General features: G+C 67.7%; 15 protein-coding genes. 9 read left to right on the top strand and 6 right to left on the bottom strand.

Annotated features, from left to right (window positions below):
- Both glyS and glyQ read right to left on the bottom strand, forming a co-directional pair.
- Positions 1-2,058 carry a glycine--tRNA ligase subunit beta gene (gene glyS, locus AR540_RS10405; RefSeq protein ID WP_059228626.1) on the bottom strand — a complete coding sequence of 686 codons (2,058 nt, stop codon included), beginning with the start codon at positions 2,056-2,058 and terminating at the stop codon, positions 1-3.
- Positions 2,058-3,023, bottom strand: a complete 966-nt coding sequence (gene glyQ / locus AR540_RS10400) for a glycine--tRNA ligase subunit alpha (protein ID WP_059229722.1) — start codon at positions 3,021-3,023, stop codon at positions 2,058-2,060. Before glyQ ends, glyS begins: the two co-directional genes overlap by 1 nt.
- A gap of 381 nt (positions 3,024-3,404) precedes the next feature.
- Between glyQ and AR540_RS10395 the strand changes: the two genes are divergently transcribed.
- The 3 genes from AR540_RS10395 (at position 3,405) to AR540_RS10385 (ending at position 5,371) form a co-directional block, all read left to right on the top strand.
- Positions 3,405-3,965 carry a DNA-3-methyladenine glycosylase I gene (locus AR540_RS10395; protein ID WP_059228624.1) on the top strand — a complete coding sequence of 187 codons (561 nt, stop codon included), beginning with the start codon at positions 3,405-3,407 and terminating at the stop codon, positions 3,963-3,965.
- A 114-nt stretch (positions 3,966-4,079) separates the two neighbouring features.
- The gene (locus tag AR540_RS10390) at positions 4,080-4,967 is read left to right on the top strand and encodes a lysophospholipid acyltransferase (RefSeq protein WP_059228623.1); all 888 of its coding nucleotides are present in this window, start codon (positions 4,080-4,082) and stop codon (positions 4,965-4,967) included.
- A gap of 131 nt (positions 4,968-5,098) precedes the next feature.
- Positions 5,099-5,371: a PilZ domain-containing protein gene (locus tag AR540_RS10385; protein ID WP_059228619.1), complete on the top strand. Its 273-nt coding sequence runs from the start codon at positions 5,099-5,101 to the stop codon at positions 5,369-5,371.
- On the opposite strand, the gene AR540_RS10380 is transcribed toward AR540_RS10385, so the two are convergent.
- On the bottom strand, positions 5,362-5,679 hold the full coding sequence (locus AR540_RS10380) for a tetratricopeptide repeat protein (protein ID WP_059228618.1): 318 nt from the start codon (positions 5,677-5,679) through the stop codon (positions 5,362-5,364). The genes AR540_RS10385 and AR540_RS10380 overlap by 10 nt on opposite strands.
- A 217-nt stretch (positions 5,680-5,896) precedes the next feature.
- On the opposite strand from AR540_RS10380, the gene AR540_RS10375 reads away from it, so the two are divergent.
- From AR540_RS10375 to AR540_RS10365, 3 genes are read left to right on the top strand one after another with little or no spacing between them, the layout of a single operon-like run.
- The gene (locus AR540_RS10375; RefSeq protein WP_059228615.1) at positions 5,897-6,871 is read left to right on the top strand and encodes a M23 family metallopeptidase; all 975 of its coding nucleotides are present in this window, start codon (positions 5,897-5,899) and stop codon (positions 6,869-6,871) included.
- The gene (locus AR540_RS10370) at positions 6,852-7,211 is read left to right on the top strand and encodes a hypothetical protein (RefSeq protein WP_059228614.1); all 360 of its coding nucleotides are present in this window, start codon (positions 6,852-6,854) and stop codon (positions 7,209-7,211) included. The genes AR540_RS10375 and AR540_RS10370 overlap by 20 nt, the downstream gene beginning before the upstream one ends.
- 16 nt (positions 7,212-7,227) lie before the next feature.
- The gene (locus tag AR540_RS10365) at positions 7,228-7,704 is read left to right on the top strand and encodes a bactofilin family protein (RefSeq protein ID WP_059228612.1); all 477 of its coding nucleotides are present in this window, start codon (positions 7,228-7,230) and stop codon (positions 7,702-7,704) included.
- Here the strand turns inward: AR540_RS10365 and rsmB are convergent.
- The 3 genes from rsmB to def are packed head-to-tail and all read right to left on the bottom strand — an operon-like array spanning position 7,688 to position 10,495.
- Positions 7,688-8,989 carry a 16S rRNA (cytosine(967)-C(5))-methyltransferase RsmB gene (rsmB, locus tag AR540_RS10360; RefSeq protein WP_059228610.1) on the bottom strand — a complete coding sequence of 434 codons (1,302 nt, stop codon included), beginning with the start codon at positions 8,987-8,989 and terminating at the stop codon, positions 7,688-7,690. The genes AR540_RS10365 and rsmB overlap by 17 nt on opposite strands.
- Positions 8,986-9,930 carry a methionyl-tRNA formyltransferase gene (fmt, locus tag AR540_RS10355; RefSeq protein ID WP_059228608.1) on the bottom strand — a complete coding sequence of 315 codons (945 nt, stop codon included), beginning with the start codon at positions 9,928-9,930 and terminating at the stop codon, positions 8,986-8,988. The genes rsmB and fmt overlap by 4 nt, the downstream gene beginning before the upstream one ends.
- A gap of 58 nt (positions 9,931-9,988) precedes the next feature.
- Positions 9,989-10,495, bottom strand: a complete 507-nt coding sequence (def, locus tag AR540_RS10350) for a peptide deformylase (RefSeq protein ID WP_007160149.1) — start codon at positions 10,493-10,495, stop codon at positions 9,989-9,991.
- A gap of 233 nt (positions 10,496-10,728) precedes the next feature.
- Here def and AR540_RS10345 point away from each other — a divergent pair, with 233 nt between their 5' ends.
- The 3 genes from AR540_RS10345 to AR540_RS10335 all read left to right on the top strand — a co-directional run bounded on the left by AR540_RS10345 (position 10,729) and on the right by AR540_RS10335 (position 13,659).
- On the top strand, positions 10,729-11,760 hold the full coding sequence (locus tag AR540_RS10345; RefSeq protein WP_059228606.1) for a LysM peptidoglycan-binding domain-containing protein: 1,032 nt from the start codon (positions 10,729-10,731) through the stop codon (positions 11,758-11,760).
- Positions 11,761-11,813: 53 nt separating this feature from the next.
- Positions 11,814-12,899 (top strand): DNA-processing protein DprA, encoded by a 1,086-nt coding sequence (dprA, locus tag AR540_RS10340; protein WP_059228604.1) that lies wholly within the window; start codon positions 11,814-11,816, stop codon positions 12,897-12,899.
- Positions 12,900-13,104: 205 nt separating this feature from the next.
- Positions 13,105-13,659, top strand: a complete 555-nt coding sequence (locus AR540_RS10335) for an L-threonylcarbamoyladenylate synthase (RefSeq protein ID WP_059228602.1) — start codon at positions 13,105-13,107, stop codon at positions 13,657-13,659.

The following is a 13,659-nucleotide window of genomic DNA, read 5'->3' as shown; positions in this document are numbered from 1 at the left end:
TTAGCCCAGCACCGAGATGTCGGCGATGCCGAGGAACAGGCCGCGCAGGTGGGCAAGCAGCGCATAGCGATTGGCGCGTACGCGCTCGTCCTCGGCGTTGACCAGCACCTCGTCGAAGAAAGCATCCACCGGGGCACGCAGGTTGGCCAGGCGCTCCAGGGCTTCGCGATAGCGCCGGGCTGTGGCCAGGGGCGCCGCATCGCGCTCTGCAGCAGCGATGGCCGCGGCCAGGGTGCGCTCGGCATCGGTCTCGAACAGATCGGCATCGGCCTGGGCCGCGACCCGGCCTTCGAACTTCGCCAGCAGGTTGGAGACGCGCTTGTTGGCGGCGGCCAGGGCTTCGGCTTCGGGCAGACGTCGGAAGGCCTGCACGGCCTGGACACGCTGGTCGAAGTCCAGCGCGGAGGCCGGACGCAGGGCGCGCACCGCGAGATAGGCGGCAGTGTCGACGCCTTCATCTTCGTAGCGCGCCCGCAGGCGATCGAAGATGAAGTCCAGTACCTGTTCCTGCAGGCCCTCTGCCTTGACCCGCTCGCCATAACCGGCGATGGCGAAGGCGACGGCGGCTGGCAGATCCAGCTCCAGTTGCTTCTCGATGAGGATGCGCAGCACGCCCAGGGCCTGGCGGCGCAGGGCGAAGGGATCCTTGCTGCCGGTGGGCAGCATGCCGATGCCGAAGATGCCGACCAGGGTGTCGAGCTTGTCGGCCAGGGCCACGGCGGCACCGGTCAGGGTCTGCGGCAGCTCGGCGCCGGCACCACGCGGCATGTACTGCTCGTTGAGCGCCAGGGCCACGTCATCGGCCTCGCCGCCCTTCCTGGCGTAGTAGTAGCCGGCGATGCCCTGCATCTCGGGAAACTCGCCGACCATCTCGGTGGCCAGGTCGCACTTGGCCAGGATGCCGGCACGGCGGGCGCGCTCGGCATCACCGCCGATGGGTTCGGCGATGAAGGCGGCCAGGGCGGCAACGCGCTGGGCCTTGTCGTAGACGCTGCCGAGCTGGGCCTGGAAGACCACGTTCTTGAGGCGCTCGTTGAAGCTCTCCAGTGGCTGCTTCTGGTCCTGCTTGAAGAAGAACTCGGCGTCGGTGAGACGGGGACGGACCACCTTCTCGTTACCGCTGACGATCTGCGCCGGATCCTTGCTCTCCAGGTTGGCCACGGTGATGAAGCGCGGCAGCAGCTTGCCCTGGGCATCCAGCAGGCAGAAGTACTTCTGGTTGTCCTGCATGGTGGTGATCAGGGCTTCCTGGGGTACTTCGAGGAAGCGTTCCTCGAAGGCGCAGACCAGGGGCACCGGCCATTCCACCAGGGCGGTCACCTCGTCCAGCAGCGCGGGCGGCACCACGGCGCTGCCCTGCTCCGCCGCAGCCAGTTCGGCCACGCGGGACTCGATCAACTGGCGGCGCTCGGCGAAGTCGGCCAGTACATGGGCGGCACGCAGGTCGGCGAGGTAGCTGGCCGGGGCGTTGATGCGCACGGCGTCGGGGTGATGGAAGCGATGGCCACGGGAGTCACGGCCGGCGCGGCGGGTGAGGATCTCGCAATCGATCACCTGGTCACCGAGCAGCATCACCAGCCACTGGGTCGGACGGACGAATTCCTCGCGGCGGGCCGCCCAGCGCATGCGCTTGGGAATCGGCAGCTCGGCCAGCGACGCCTCGACGATGCCGGGCAATAGGGTAGCGGCCGGCTGCCCGGGGATGCTCTGGGAGAATCTCAGTTTGGGCCCGCTGCGGTCGATGGCGCTGATGTCGACGCCACACTTGCGGGCGAATCCCAGGGCGGCCTGGGTCGGCTGACCGTCGGTGCCAAAGGCGGCCTGGAGCGGCGGGCCGTCCAGGTTGACGCTACGCTCGGGCTGCTGGGTCTGCAGGGCTTCGATCAGCACCGCCAGGCGGCGCGGGGCGGCATAGGCGCGGGCGCTGGTGTAGCCGAGGCCGGCCTGCCTGAGGCCCTTCTCGATGCCGGCGAGGAAGCTGTCGCCAAGGGTCTTGAGCGCCTTGGGCGGCAGTTCTTCGGTCCCCAGTTCGACCAGGAAATCCAGATGGGTGCTCATCATTCGCCCTCCTTGAGCAGCGCCTGGACATCGTCGCGGCCCAGGACCTCGTCACGCAGCGCGGCGGTGGCCAGGGGGAAACCCAGGCGGGCGCGCGCCTTGAAGTAGCCCTGGGCGACGCTGCGCGCCAGGGTGCGTACGCGCAGGATGTAACGCTGGCGCTCGGTCACCGAGATGGCGCGACGGGCGTCCAGCAGGTTGAAGGTGTGGGAGGCCTTGAGCACCATCTCGTAAGTAGGCAGCGGCAGGTCCAGGGCGATCAGGCGATTGGCCTCGGACTCATAGAAGTCGAACAGCTCGAACAGCTTGGGCACGTTGGCGTGCTCGAAGTTGTAGGTGCTCTGCTCCACCTCGTTCTGGTGGAAGACGTCGCCGTAGGTCACGGTACCGAAGGGACCGTCGGCCCAGATCAGGTCATAGACCGAGTCCACGCCCTGCAGGTACATGGCCAGGCGCTCCAGGCCATAGGTGATCTCGCCGGTCACCGGGTAGCACTCGAGACCACCCGCCTGCTGGAAGTAGGTGAACTGGGTGACTTCCATGCCATTGAGCCAGACTTCCCAGCCCAGGCCCCAGGCGCCCAGGGTGGGCGATTCCCAGTTGTCCTCGACGAAGCGCACGTCGTGCACCAGCGGGTCCAGGCCTATGGCGGCCAGGGAACCCAGGTAGAGTTCCTGGAAGTTGTCCGGGTTGGGCTTCAACACCACCTGGAACTGGTAGTAATGCTGCAGGCGATTGGGATTTTCGCCGTAGCGGCCGTCGGTGGGACGGCGGCTGGGCTGCACGTAGGCGGCGTTCCAGGTCTCGGGACCGATGGCGCGCAGGAAGGTGGCGGTGTGGAAGGTACCGGCGCCGACTTCCATGTCATAGGGCTGGAGTACCACGCAGCCCTGCTCGGCCCAGTATTGCTGCAAGGCCAGGATCAAGTCTTGGAAGGTGCGCACGGTGGGCTTGGACTGGCTCACGAAAAATACCCGTTCGGCTGCGACGAAAAGCCGGGGAGTATAGCTGAAAGCCAGGGGTGACCGCATGGGCTCGTAGGGCTGTCCGGCGGTATTAGGCACCTGCCGGGGCCGCTGGTCGTAGGAGCAACTGTCTTATCGCCTGAGTCACTGAAGACGAGCGTCCGCTCCAAGCGCCCCCTCTCCCTTCGGGAGAGGGCTGGGGTGAGGGAATCCTTCGCGGCGAACTCACCCGTGGAAAAGGCTGCGCCGTTTTCCACACTACGGTCTGTAACTGTCTTATCGCGGCCATGGGCCGCTCCTGCGAGGTCCGGCGGGCCTGTCGTCTCCTCTGCCGGGCGATTGCGGTAAGGTGGCGGTTCCCCGTCCGCTGGATTTGTCGCCATGCCGCGTTGCTTCTGGTGCACCGCCGATCCGCTGTACATCGACTACCACGACCGTGAATGGGGCACGCCCCAGCGCGATCCGGCGGTGCTCTTCGAATTCCTCTTGCTGGAGGGCTTCCAGGCGGGTCTGTCGTGGATCACCATCCTCAAGAAGCGCGAACGCTATCGCGAGGTGTTGTACCGCTTCGATCCCGAGCGCCTGGCCCGGCTCACCGATGTGGAGATCGAAGACCTCATGCAGGATCCGGGCATCATCCGCAATCGCGCCAAGTTGCGCGCCGCCCGGCAGAATGCCCAGGCCTGGCTGAAACTGGACGACCCTGCCGGCTGGCTGTGGTCCTTCGTCGGCGATACGCCGCGCATCAATCATTTCCGCGATCGCAGCGAGGTGCCGGCCATCACCCCGGAGGCCGAGGCCATGAGCAAGGCACTCAAGAAGGCTGGCTTCACCTTCGTCGGCCCGACCATCTGCTACGCCTTCATGCAAGCCATGGGCCTGGTGATGGACCACACCCTCGACTGCGACCGTCATGCCGAACTGGCCCACTCGTCAGCATGAGTGCATCAAAAGTCGAATGTATCGTCGCTAACAGGGGCGAACCTTAAGCTTTCTTAACGTTTCCGGGGCCTGTAGAAGTTAGACTGTCCGTGCATTCAGACAGGAGCCCCTCTTTTGGAAAGATTCAAAGGCGCGCTGATGATCGCCTTCCTGCGCCTTTTCGCCCTGCTGCCCTGGCCGCTGGTCCAGCGTCTGGGCGGATTCATCGGCTGGTGCATGTGGAAGCTGCCGACCCGCGCCAGCAAGGTCACCCGCATCAATCTCGCCCACTGCTTCCCCGAACTCGACGCCGAGCCGCTCGAGCGGCTGTCGCGCGAGTGCCTGCGCGGCATCGGCAAGACACTGACCGAGAGCGCCTGCGCCTGGATCTGGTCGCCCCAGCGCTCCCTGCGCCTGGTGCGCGAGGTGGAAGGCATGGACGTACTGCAGGAGGCCCTGGCTTCGGGTGATGGCGTGGTGGGCATCACCAGCCACCTGGGCAACTGGGAGTTGCTCAATCACTTCTATTGCTCCCATGCCAAGCCGATCATCTTCTACCGGCCACCCAAGCTGAAGGCGGTGGACGAGTTGCTCAAGCGCCAGCGGGTGCAGTTGGGCAATCGCGTGGCGCCGTCCACTCCAGAAGGCATCATCAGCGTGATCAAGGAAGTCCGTCGCGGTGGTGCCGTAGGCATCCCGGCCGATCCCGAACCGAGTCGCAGCGCCGGCCTCTTCGTGCCCTTTCTCGGCACCACCGCCCTGACCAGCAAGTTCGTGCCTTCGCTGCTGGCGCGGGGCAAGGCGCGCGGGGTGTTCTTCCACGCGGTGCGCCTGGAGGACGGCAGCGGCTACAAGGTGATCCTGGAGGCGGCGCCCCCGGCCATGTACGACCCGGACCCGGAAGTGTCGGTCGCTGCCATGAGCGAGGTACTGGCCGGCTACGTACGCCGCTATCCCACCCAGTACATGTGGAGCATGAAGAGGTTCAAGAATCGCCCGGATGGCGAAGAGAAGTGGTACTGAGTCGCTGGCGGCGGGCCGACTGATCGCTCGGCTGCCCGTCGGGACCGTTCGGCTGTTGCGGGGCTGACAGCCGCTGGGCTTTGCCGGAAGCTGCGACGACCCAAGGAAGTGCCTAGCCAGGGAGTCAGGCGATGAATTCGCGCGACCAACGCCAGCATACCCGTACCCCCCTCAAGTGCCGGCTCTGGATCGCCTATCCGGATGGCGAGATCGTGGGCGAGACGCGCGACCTGTCCGACGGCGGCGTCTATGTGGTGCATCCCGAGCTGACCCGACTGGCGCGGGGTACGCGGGTCATCGGCCAGGTGCTCGACCTGCCGATGGAGGCGCCCAAGGTGACCATGGAAGTCATGCGCACCGATGGTCAGGGGGCGGGCTTGAGATTCCTGCGCGATCAGGACTGAGCACGGCGCGCCAGACGCTTGAGGAACACCGTCATTTCCTTTTCGGCTTGCTTGTCGCCCTTGGCCTGGGCGGCGCTCAGCCCTTGGGTCCAGGCCGCCTCGGCCGCGGTCAGGTCGCCCTGCCCTTCATGGGCCTTGCCCAGCAGTTTCCACGCCGCCGAATACGCCGGATCGAATTCCACGCAGCGTGCCAGATGGGTGACGGCCCGTCCCGGTTCTCCGGCATCCAGGTACCCCTTGCCCAGACCGAATCTCAGCAGGGCGTTGTCCTGGCCGCGGGCGAGCATCTTCTCCAGGGATTCGAGCATGGTGGGTTCCGTCAGGCAGATTAGGGAAGGCTGAGGTGAGCCCCTGAGCAAGACATTCTGCCTGGCGCCATGGCGGACTGGCGAGCGGGCGCTCAGATGCCATATGTCCGGTGGACGGTCGAGTTGGTCCGGAATAGGCCATTTCCCTGGCAATTTGTGATGGATTTCACCTTAAGCTGTTCGATCTTTCGGCGTTCAGGATGGCCGCAGGATCTCGATGAAACTCTTCTCTTCCTCCAGTCGCAAGCTCGTGCGCGATGGTGCTTGCGTCGTCTATCCGCAGCGTGCACGGGGTTCGCTGCTGTTGCTGCTGGTGGCGAGCTGCCTGGCGACCTTCGCCCTGGGCTGCTGGTTCGGCGGGCGACTGCCGCTGGACGGCCCGGCGATTGCGCCGGTCGCGTTGCCAGCGAGTGCCACGAGCGAGCCACTGGCCCTTGAGCGGATGGGGACACTGGTCGGCCGACTGCAATCCCTGGAGGCCGACACCCAGGCCCTGCAGCGCATGCTGGAACAGAACCAGGCCCTGCGCGACCAGGTGACGGCGGTCGATCCCTCGCTGTTGCCCGCACTGCTCGCGGAGCCCCAGGCCCATGGCGCCCAAGGCGGCGCCTGGTTGCCTCCCCGCGCCTGCAATGCCAGCGCGGCCAGCGAGGGTCTACCCGTGCGGATGCTCGGCACCAGCGAGCAGGTGGCGCTGTGCCTGCGCCAGCAGCTGGATCTACTGCTGAACCGGGTGGCCAGCCGCAATGCCGCGCTGATGGCGGTTCCTTCGCAGCGTCCGGTGGTGCAGGCCCGCCTGGGCTCCTTGTTCGGCAATCGGGTCGATCCGTTCAATGGTCACCTGGCCTTCCACTCCGGCGTCGATTTCGCCGCGCCCACCGGAACCCAGGTGCGGGCCGCTGCGGGCGGCCGGGTCCAGGCCACGGGCGCCCTGGGCGGCTATGGCTATCGGGTGGAGGTCGACCACGGCAACGGCCTGGTCACCCGCTATGCCCACCTGAGTCGCACCTTCGTCAAGGAAGGCCAGGTGGTCACGCCCGGACAGCTCCTGGGCGCCGTCGGCTCCACCGGGCGCTCCACCGGGCCGCACCTGCATTTCGAGATCCTGCGCGAGGGTCAGTTCGTCGATCCCCAGCGCTTCCTCGCCCTGGGCCAGCTGGAGCGTGACAGCGATGGCCCGGCGCGCGACTAGTCGGTCGTCGAGCCGGGACCTGCTGCGCGGCGAGGTGCGCCTGGAGTTGGGGCCGCGGCGACGCCTGCTGGCGCGGCTGGGGCTAGCCCTGCTCCTGTTGCTGCCACTGGTGCTGCTGGCCGTCGGCTACCGGCTCCAGCTGGCGCACCAGGCCGAACTGCAGCAGTTACAGGTCGAGAATCAGCGGTTGAGCGACAGCCTGACACGGCGGGCGCTGGATCTGCAGCTGGGCACGGCCACCGAGCGCCAGCTGACCGAGCGCAACGCCGCCTTGCTGGCGCAGATCGAGCGTCTGAGCGCGGAGCTGGCCTTCTTCCGCCGCCAGAATCAGAAACCCTAGCCGGAGAGCAGCACGGATGTTCAATAGAAAGAAGGCGGCCCCCCGCCCCGCGGTGAATGGCTTTTCCAGCCTCATCGCCGACAACCTGTCGATCCAGGGTGATCTGGAATTCAGCGAGGGCCTGAAGGTGGATGGCCGGGTCCGCGGCAGCGTCAGCTTCAAGGTCGGCACCACCAGCCTGCTGGCGATCAGCGCCAACGGTGTGGTGGAAGGCAACGTGAGCAGCTACGACGCCTTGATCGACGGCACCATCGTCGGCGATCTGCGGGTCGAGCACCTGCTCGAATTGCATTCCAACGCCCGGGTACGGGGCAACATCACCTACCGCCAGCTGAGCATGGAGAATGGTGCGGTGGTGGAAGGTACCCTGCGCCGCCTCGACCAAGAGGCGCCGGTGTTGGAACTGCCCAAGCCGGAAGCGCCGGCGCAGTTGTCGCAGCCGCGGCAGGAGGCGGATCAGCCGCCCACCACCGAGACTAGCGAGCGATCTTGATCAGCTTGGCGTAGTAGAAGCCGTCGTGGCCTTCGGGCTGCGGCAGCAGCTGGCGGCCGTGTGGCTGGGCCAGGCCCCAGGGCGCGGGGATGTCCAGCTCGCGGGCACCCGGGGTGCGGGCGAGGAAGGCGGCGAGGTTGTCGCTGTTCTCTTCGGGCAATACCGAACAGGTGGCGTAGACCAGGATGCCGCCCACCTCCAGCGTCGGCCAGAGGGCGTCCAGCAATTCGCCCTGCAACTGCACCAAAGGCGCGATATCGCCGGCCTGGCGGGTCAGCTTGATGTCCGGATGGCGCCGGATCACCCCGGTGGCGCTGCAGGGCGCGTCCAGCAGGATGCGCTGGAAGGGCGTGCCGTCCCACCAGTCGGCCACGGCGCGACCATCGGCGGCCAGGGTGCGGGCGGTGAGCCCCAGGCGGGCGAGATTCTGCTGGACCCGCTCCAGACGGCCGGCATCGGCGTCCAGCGCCACCACCTCGGCCAGTTTCGGTTCACGCTCCAGCAGATGGCAGGTCTTGCCACCGGGCGCGGCGCAGGCGTCCAGCACCCGCTGGCCGGGCGCCAGCTCCAGCAGCTCGGCGGCCAGCTGGGCGGCTTCGTCCTGCACGCTCAGGCGCCCGGCGGCGAAGCCCGGCAGGGCGGTGACGTCCTGGGGCGCTAGCAGGCGGATGCCATCGGCGCTGAAGGCGCAGGGCACGGCCTCGATGCCGGCGGCGGCCAGGTCGGCCAGATAGGCATCGCGACTGCCCTGGCGCCGATTGACCCGCAGGATCAACGGCGGGTGCAGGTTATTGGCGGTGGCGATGGCTTCCCACTGTTCCGGCCAGCGCGCCTTGAGCGCCTTTTGCAGCCAGCGCGGATGAGCCAGGCGCGCAGCGGGGTCATGCTCCAGGGCCGGCAGCAGGCTGTCGTATTCGCGCTGGGCGCGACGCAGCACGGCGTTGAGCAGGCCCTTGGCCGAGGATTTCTTCAGCTTGTCGACGCAGCCCACCGTCTCGCCAATGGCGGCGTGGGCCGGGATGCGGGTGTGGAACAGTTGGTAGAGACCGATCAGCAGCAGGGCTTCGAGATCCCGGTCGCTGGCCTTGAACGGCTTCTGCAGCAGCTTCTCCGCCAGTAGCGACAGCCGCGGTTGCCAGCGGGCGGTGCCGAAGGCCAGGTCCTGGGCCAGGGCGCGGTCGCGTGGCTCGACCTTGGCCAATTGTTCGGGCAGGCTGCTGCCCAGGGAGGCACGACCGGCGAGCACCGCCGCCAGGGCGCGGGTCGCCGCCAGCCGCGGATTCATAGGCCCAGTACCTGGCCAGGCGCGAAGCGCTCGCGGCGGGCGTTGTAGAGGTCGGCGAAGCCCAGCGGCTTGCCACCGGGCAGTTGCAGCCGGGTCAGGCGCAAGGCGCCCTCGCCGCAGGCCACCAGCAGACCGTGGCGATCGGCATCCAGCACCATGCCGGGGACGCCCTGGCCTTCGGCCAGCTCGGCGGACCAGACCTTGAGCGGTTCACCGGCCAGGGCGGTGTGGCACAGCGGCCAGGGATCGAAGGCGCGGATGCGGCGTTCCAGCTCCGCGGCCGGACGCTCCCAGTCCAGCCGGGCCTCGTCCTTGTTCAGCTTGTGGGCATAGGTGGCCAGGTTATCGTCCTGCACCTCGCCTGCCAGGCTGCCATCGGCCAGCCCCGGCAGCGCCTGGACCACGGCGGCGGCGCCCAGGGCGGCCAGGCGATCGTGCAGGCTGCCGCCGGTATCTTCGGCGGTCAGGGGCGTGGTGACCTTGCTCAGCATGGGTCCGGTATCCAGACCGGCTTCCATGCGCATCACCGTGACCCCGGACTCGGCATCGCCGGCCTCCAGGGCGCGCTGGATGGGCGCGGCGCCGCGCCAGCGCGGCAGTAGCGAGGCGTGGCTGTTGATGCAGCCCAGGCGGGGGATGTCCAGCACCACCTGGGGCAGGATCAGGCCGTAGGCCACTACCACCAGCAGATCGGGTTCCAGCGCGGCCAGGGTGGCCTGGGCGGCGGGATCGCGCAGGGTCGGCGGCTGTTGCACGGGAATGCCGTGGGCCAGCGCCAACTGCTTGACCGGACTCATGGCCAGTTTCTGGCCGCGCCCGGCGGGGCGGTCCGGCTGGGTGTAGACGGCGGCGATGGGGTAGCCGGCATCGATCAGCGCCTGCAGGTGCACGGCGGCGAATTCCGGGGTTCCGGCGAAGACGAGGCGAAGGGATCTGGACATGGCGGACCTGGCGGAAAGGGCGAGCGGCGGACGCCGGTCATGCCGTCCGCCAGGGCGATCAGGCCTTGTGGCGCTGCTGCTTTTCGAGCTTCTTCTTGATGCGGTCGCGCTTGAGCGGCGACAGGTAGTCGACGAACAGCTTGCCGTCGAGGTGATCGATCTCGTGCTGGATGCACACCGCCAGGAGGCCGTCGCATTCCAGCTCGAAGGGCTTGCCGTCGCGGTCGAGGGCTTTCACCCGGACGCGCTCGGGGCGGCAGACCTTCTCGTAGAAACCGGGAATCGACAGGCAGCCTTCCTGGTACTCGCCCAGCTCCTGGGTGAGTGGCTCGGCTTCCGGGTTGATGAAGACCAGGGGTTCGCTCTTGTCTTCGCTGACGTCGATCACCACCAGGCGGCGGTGGACGTTGACCTGGGTGGCGGCCAGACCGATGCCGGGCGCTTCGTACATGGTCTCGAACATGTCGTCGATGGTCTGGCGCAGGGCGTCGTCGACCGTGTCGATGGGCTTGGCGACGGTGCGCAGGCGGGGATCGGGAAATTCGAGGATGTCTAGGATCGCCATGGCGTTGAGGGCACTTGTGGAATACAGTCAAGGGGCGCTGCTAAGATGCGGCAGCGTTGCATCCACCAGGCCCGGGCTGGACCCGGAGGGCGGATGACGTCGGTCGACGGGGCTTTGGCGACTGCGCTGCCCAGTGCCGACGTAAGGTGGCGATCAGGGCACGACAGGGGCGATTCCCCGACGTTTGCGTGAAGACGGTTCTTCAAGGCTCAGAGTGTAAAGGGATTCGGCACATGAGGAAATCTTTGTTCGCCCTGCTGGTGGTTGCAGCGGGCGCCCTGCAGTCGGCGTATGCAGCTGTGACCCTGCGCCAGGATCATCCACAAAGCTACACGGTGGTGCGCGGCGATACCCTTTGGGACATCTCCGGCAAGTTCCTGAGCAAACCCTGGGAATGGCCCGAGATCTGGCAGGCCAATCCGCAGATCAAGAATCCCCATCTCATCTATCCCGGCGATACCCTGGTACTGAGCTACGTCGACGGCCAGCCGCGCCTGCAGCTCAACCGCGGAGCCTCGCGCGGCACGGTCAAGCTGTCGCCCACGGTGCGCAGCACGCCCATCGCCGAAGCCATCCCGACCATTCCGCTGGAAGCGGTGAACAGCTTCCTGCTGCAGAACCGCGCCTTCGATGCGGCGGAACAGTTCCAGACGGCGCCCTATGTGGTGGCCGGCAACGCCGAGCGCGTGGTGAGTGGCGCTGGCGATCGCATCTATGTGCGCGGCAAGCTGCAGCCGGATGTCTCGGCCTTCGGCATCTACCGTCAGGGCAAGACCTACGTCGATCCCAAGACCGGCGCCTTCCTCGGCATCAACGGCGACTTCATCGGCAGCGCCGACCTGGTCGCCCAGGAGGGTGACATCAGTACCCTCAGGCTGACGCGCACCAATCAGGAGGTGCGCCTCGGCGACCGGCTGTTCCCCACCGAGGAGCGGCTGGTGAACTCCACCTTCATGCCCAGTGCCCCGGCGCGCGACATCGCCGGGCTGATCCTCGACGTGCCCCGCGGTGTCACCCAGGTCGGCCAGTTCGATGTGGTGACCCTCAACAAGGGGGCCCGCGACGGCCTCACCGAAGGCAACGTGCTGGCGGTGTACAAGACCGGCGAGACGGTACGTGATCGCATCACCGGCGAGTCGGTGAAGATCCCCGACGAGCGCGCCGGTCTGCTCATGGTGTTCCGCACCTACGACAAGATCAGCTACGGCCTGATCCTGACCGCCACCCGCCAGCTGGAGCTGATGGATAAGGTGCGCAACCCCTAACATCACTACCCCGGTCGCCAGGAGGGCGACCGCCGACCTTCAAGGACGATCCCATGGCCAGCCTCTCTCCCGCCGAGCAGGAAGCTCGGCTCCGTCTGCATGCCCTGCCGGAAATCGGCGCCGTGCGCCAGCGCCTGCTGCTGGACGCCTTCGGCAGCGCCGCCGCGGCCCTCAGCGCCCCGGCATCCGCCTGGCGTGCCCTAGGCCTGCCGGCGGTGGCCGCCGACGCCCGCCGCAGTGCCGAAACCCGTGAACGCGCCGCCCGCGCCCTGGCCTGGCTCGAGGCGCCCGAGCGCCATCTGCTCTGCCTGGGAACGGACGGCTATCCAGCCCTGCTCGCCGAAATCGCCGATCCGCCACCGCTGCTGTTCGTCGCGGGACGCCTCGCCGCGCTGGAGCGACCCCAGCTGGCCCTGGTCGGTAGCCGTCAGGCCAGTGCCCAGGGCCTGGACAACGCTCGCCGCTTCGCCCACAGCCTGGCCGCTGCCGGCTTCTGCGTGACCAGTGGGCTGGCGCTGGGCATCGATGGCGCGGCGCACCAGGGCGCCCTGGACGCCGCGGGTACCACCGTGGCCGTGCTGGGCACCGGCCTGGAACACCTCTATCCGCGGCGACACCTGGGCCTGGCGCGGCGGCTGCTGGCCGGCGGCGGCGCGCTGGTCTCCGAATTGCCGCTGGACTGCACGCCCCAGGCGGCCAATTTTCCCCGGCGCAACCGCATCATCAGCGGCCTCAGCCTGGGCACCCTGGTGGTGGAGGCCAGCCCCTCCAGCGGCTCCTTGATCACCGCGCGGCTGGCCGCCGAACAGGGCCGCGAGGTGTTCGCCCTGCCCGGCTCCATCCATCATCCCGGTGCCCGCGGCTGTCATCAGCTGATCCGCGAAGGTGCGCAACTGGTGGAGAGCGTGGAGCACATCCTCGACGCCCTGCGCGGCTGGCAAGCCCTGCCGGTGACCATGGCGCCGGCCGCGGTGGAGGACGATCCCCTGCTGCGCCACCTCGCGGCCGGCCCGCTGAACAGCGAGGAGCTGGCGCAGCTCAGCGGCCAGCCGCTGCCCGAGGTACTGGTACGCCTGACCGAGCTGGAGCTGGAAGGCCGGGTGGCAGCCTTGCACGGCAGCTGGACGCGCCTGGGCTGAGAGCCTGTTCAAAGTCTGCTGCGCGTCGGCCAAACGGCGTTGAAAAGGCCTTCGGAATGCTCATTTACCACTCGTAAACTCCGCTTCCTCAGGCCTTTTCGCCTTGTTTGGCTCTAGCTCGCGAGATTTTGAACAGGCTCTGAGCGGACGACTGGCATCGCGGCCGCGCTCGGGTAGACTTCAGGGATTTGGCGGAGGCAAGGCGATGCACAACAGCTGGCGAGTGCGGCAGGCGGCGCGGATCGTACGCGAGGGGGGCGTGCTGGCCTATCCCACCGAGGCCGTCTGGGGCCTGGGGTGCGATCCCTGGGACCAGGCCGCGGTCCATCGCCTGCTGATGCTCAAGCGGCGGCCGCTGGAGAAGGGCCTGATCCTGGTCGCCGACAACATCCGTCAGTTCGACTTCCTGCTCCACGACCTGTCGGAGGAATCCCTGGCCAAGCTGGCCAGCACCTGGCCGGGGCCGAACACCTGGCTGGTGCCCCATCACAACCGCCTGCCCGGCTGGGTCACCGGGGCCCACGCCACCGTGGCGCTGCGGGTCTCCGAGCATCCGCTGGTAGGCGAACTCTGCGCCCTCACCGGGCCGCTGATCTCCACCTCGGCCAATCCGGCCGGGCGGCCGGCGGCGCGCTCGCGGCTGCGCGTCCAGCAGTACTTCCCGGGCACCCTGGACGGCATCCTCACCGGTGAACTGGGCGGGCGCAAGAATCCCAGCGTCATCCGCGACCTGGTCACGGGCAAGGTGTTCCGGCCTTAG

Source organism: Pseudomonas sp. EpS/L25, assembly GCF_001512295.1.
GTDB lineage: Bacteria > Pseudomonadota > Gammaproteobacteria > Pseudomonadales > Pseudomonadaceae > Chryseomonas.
The sequence above is the reverse complement of the archived record's forward strand: the minus strand, read 5'-3'. Positions and strand labels throughout refer to the sequence as shown.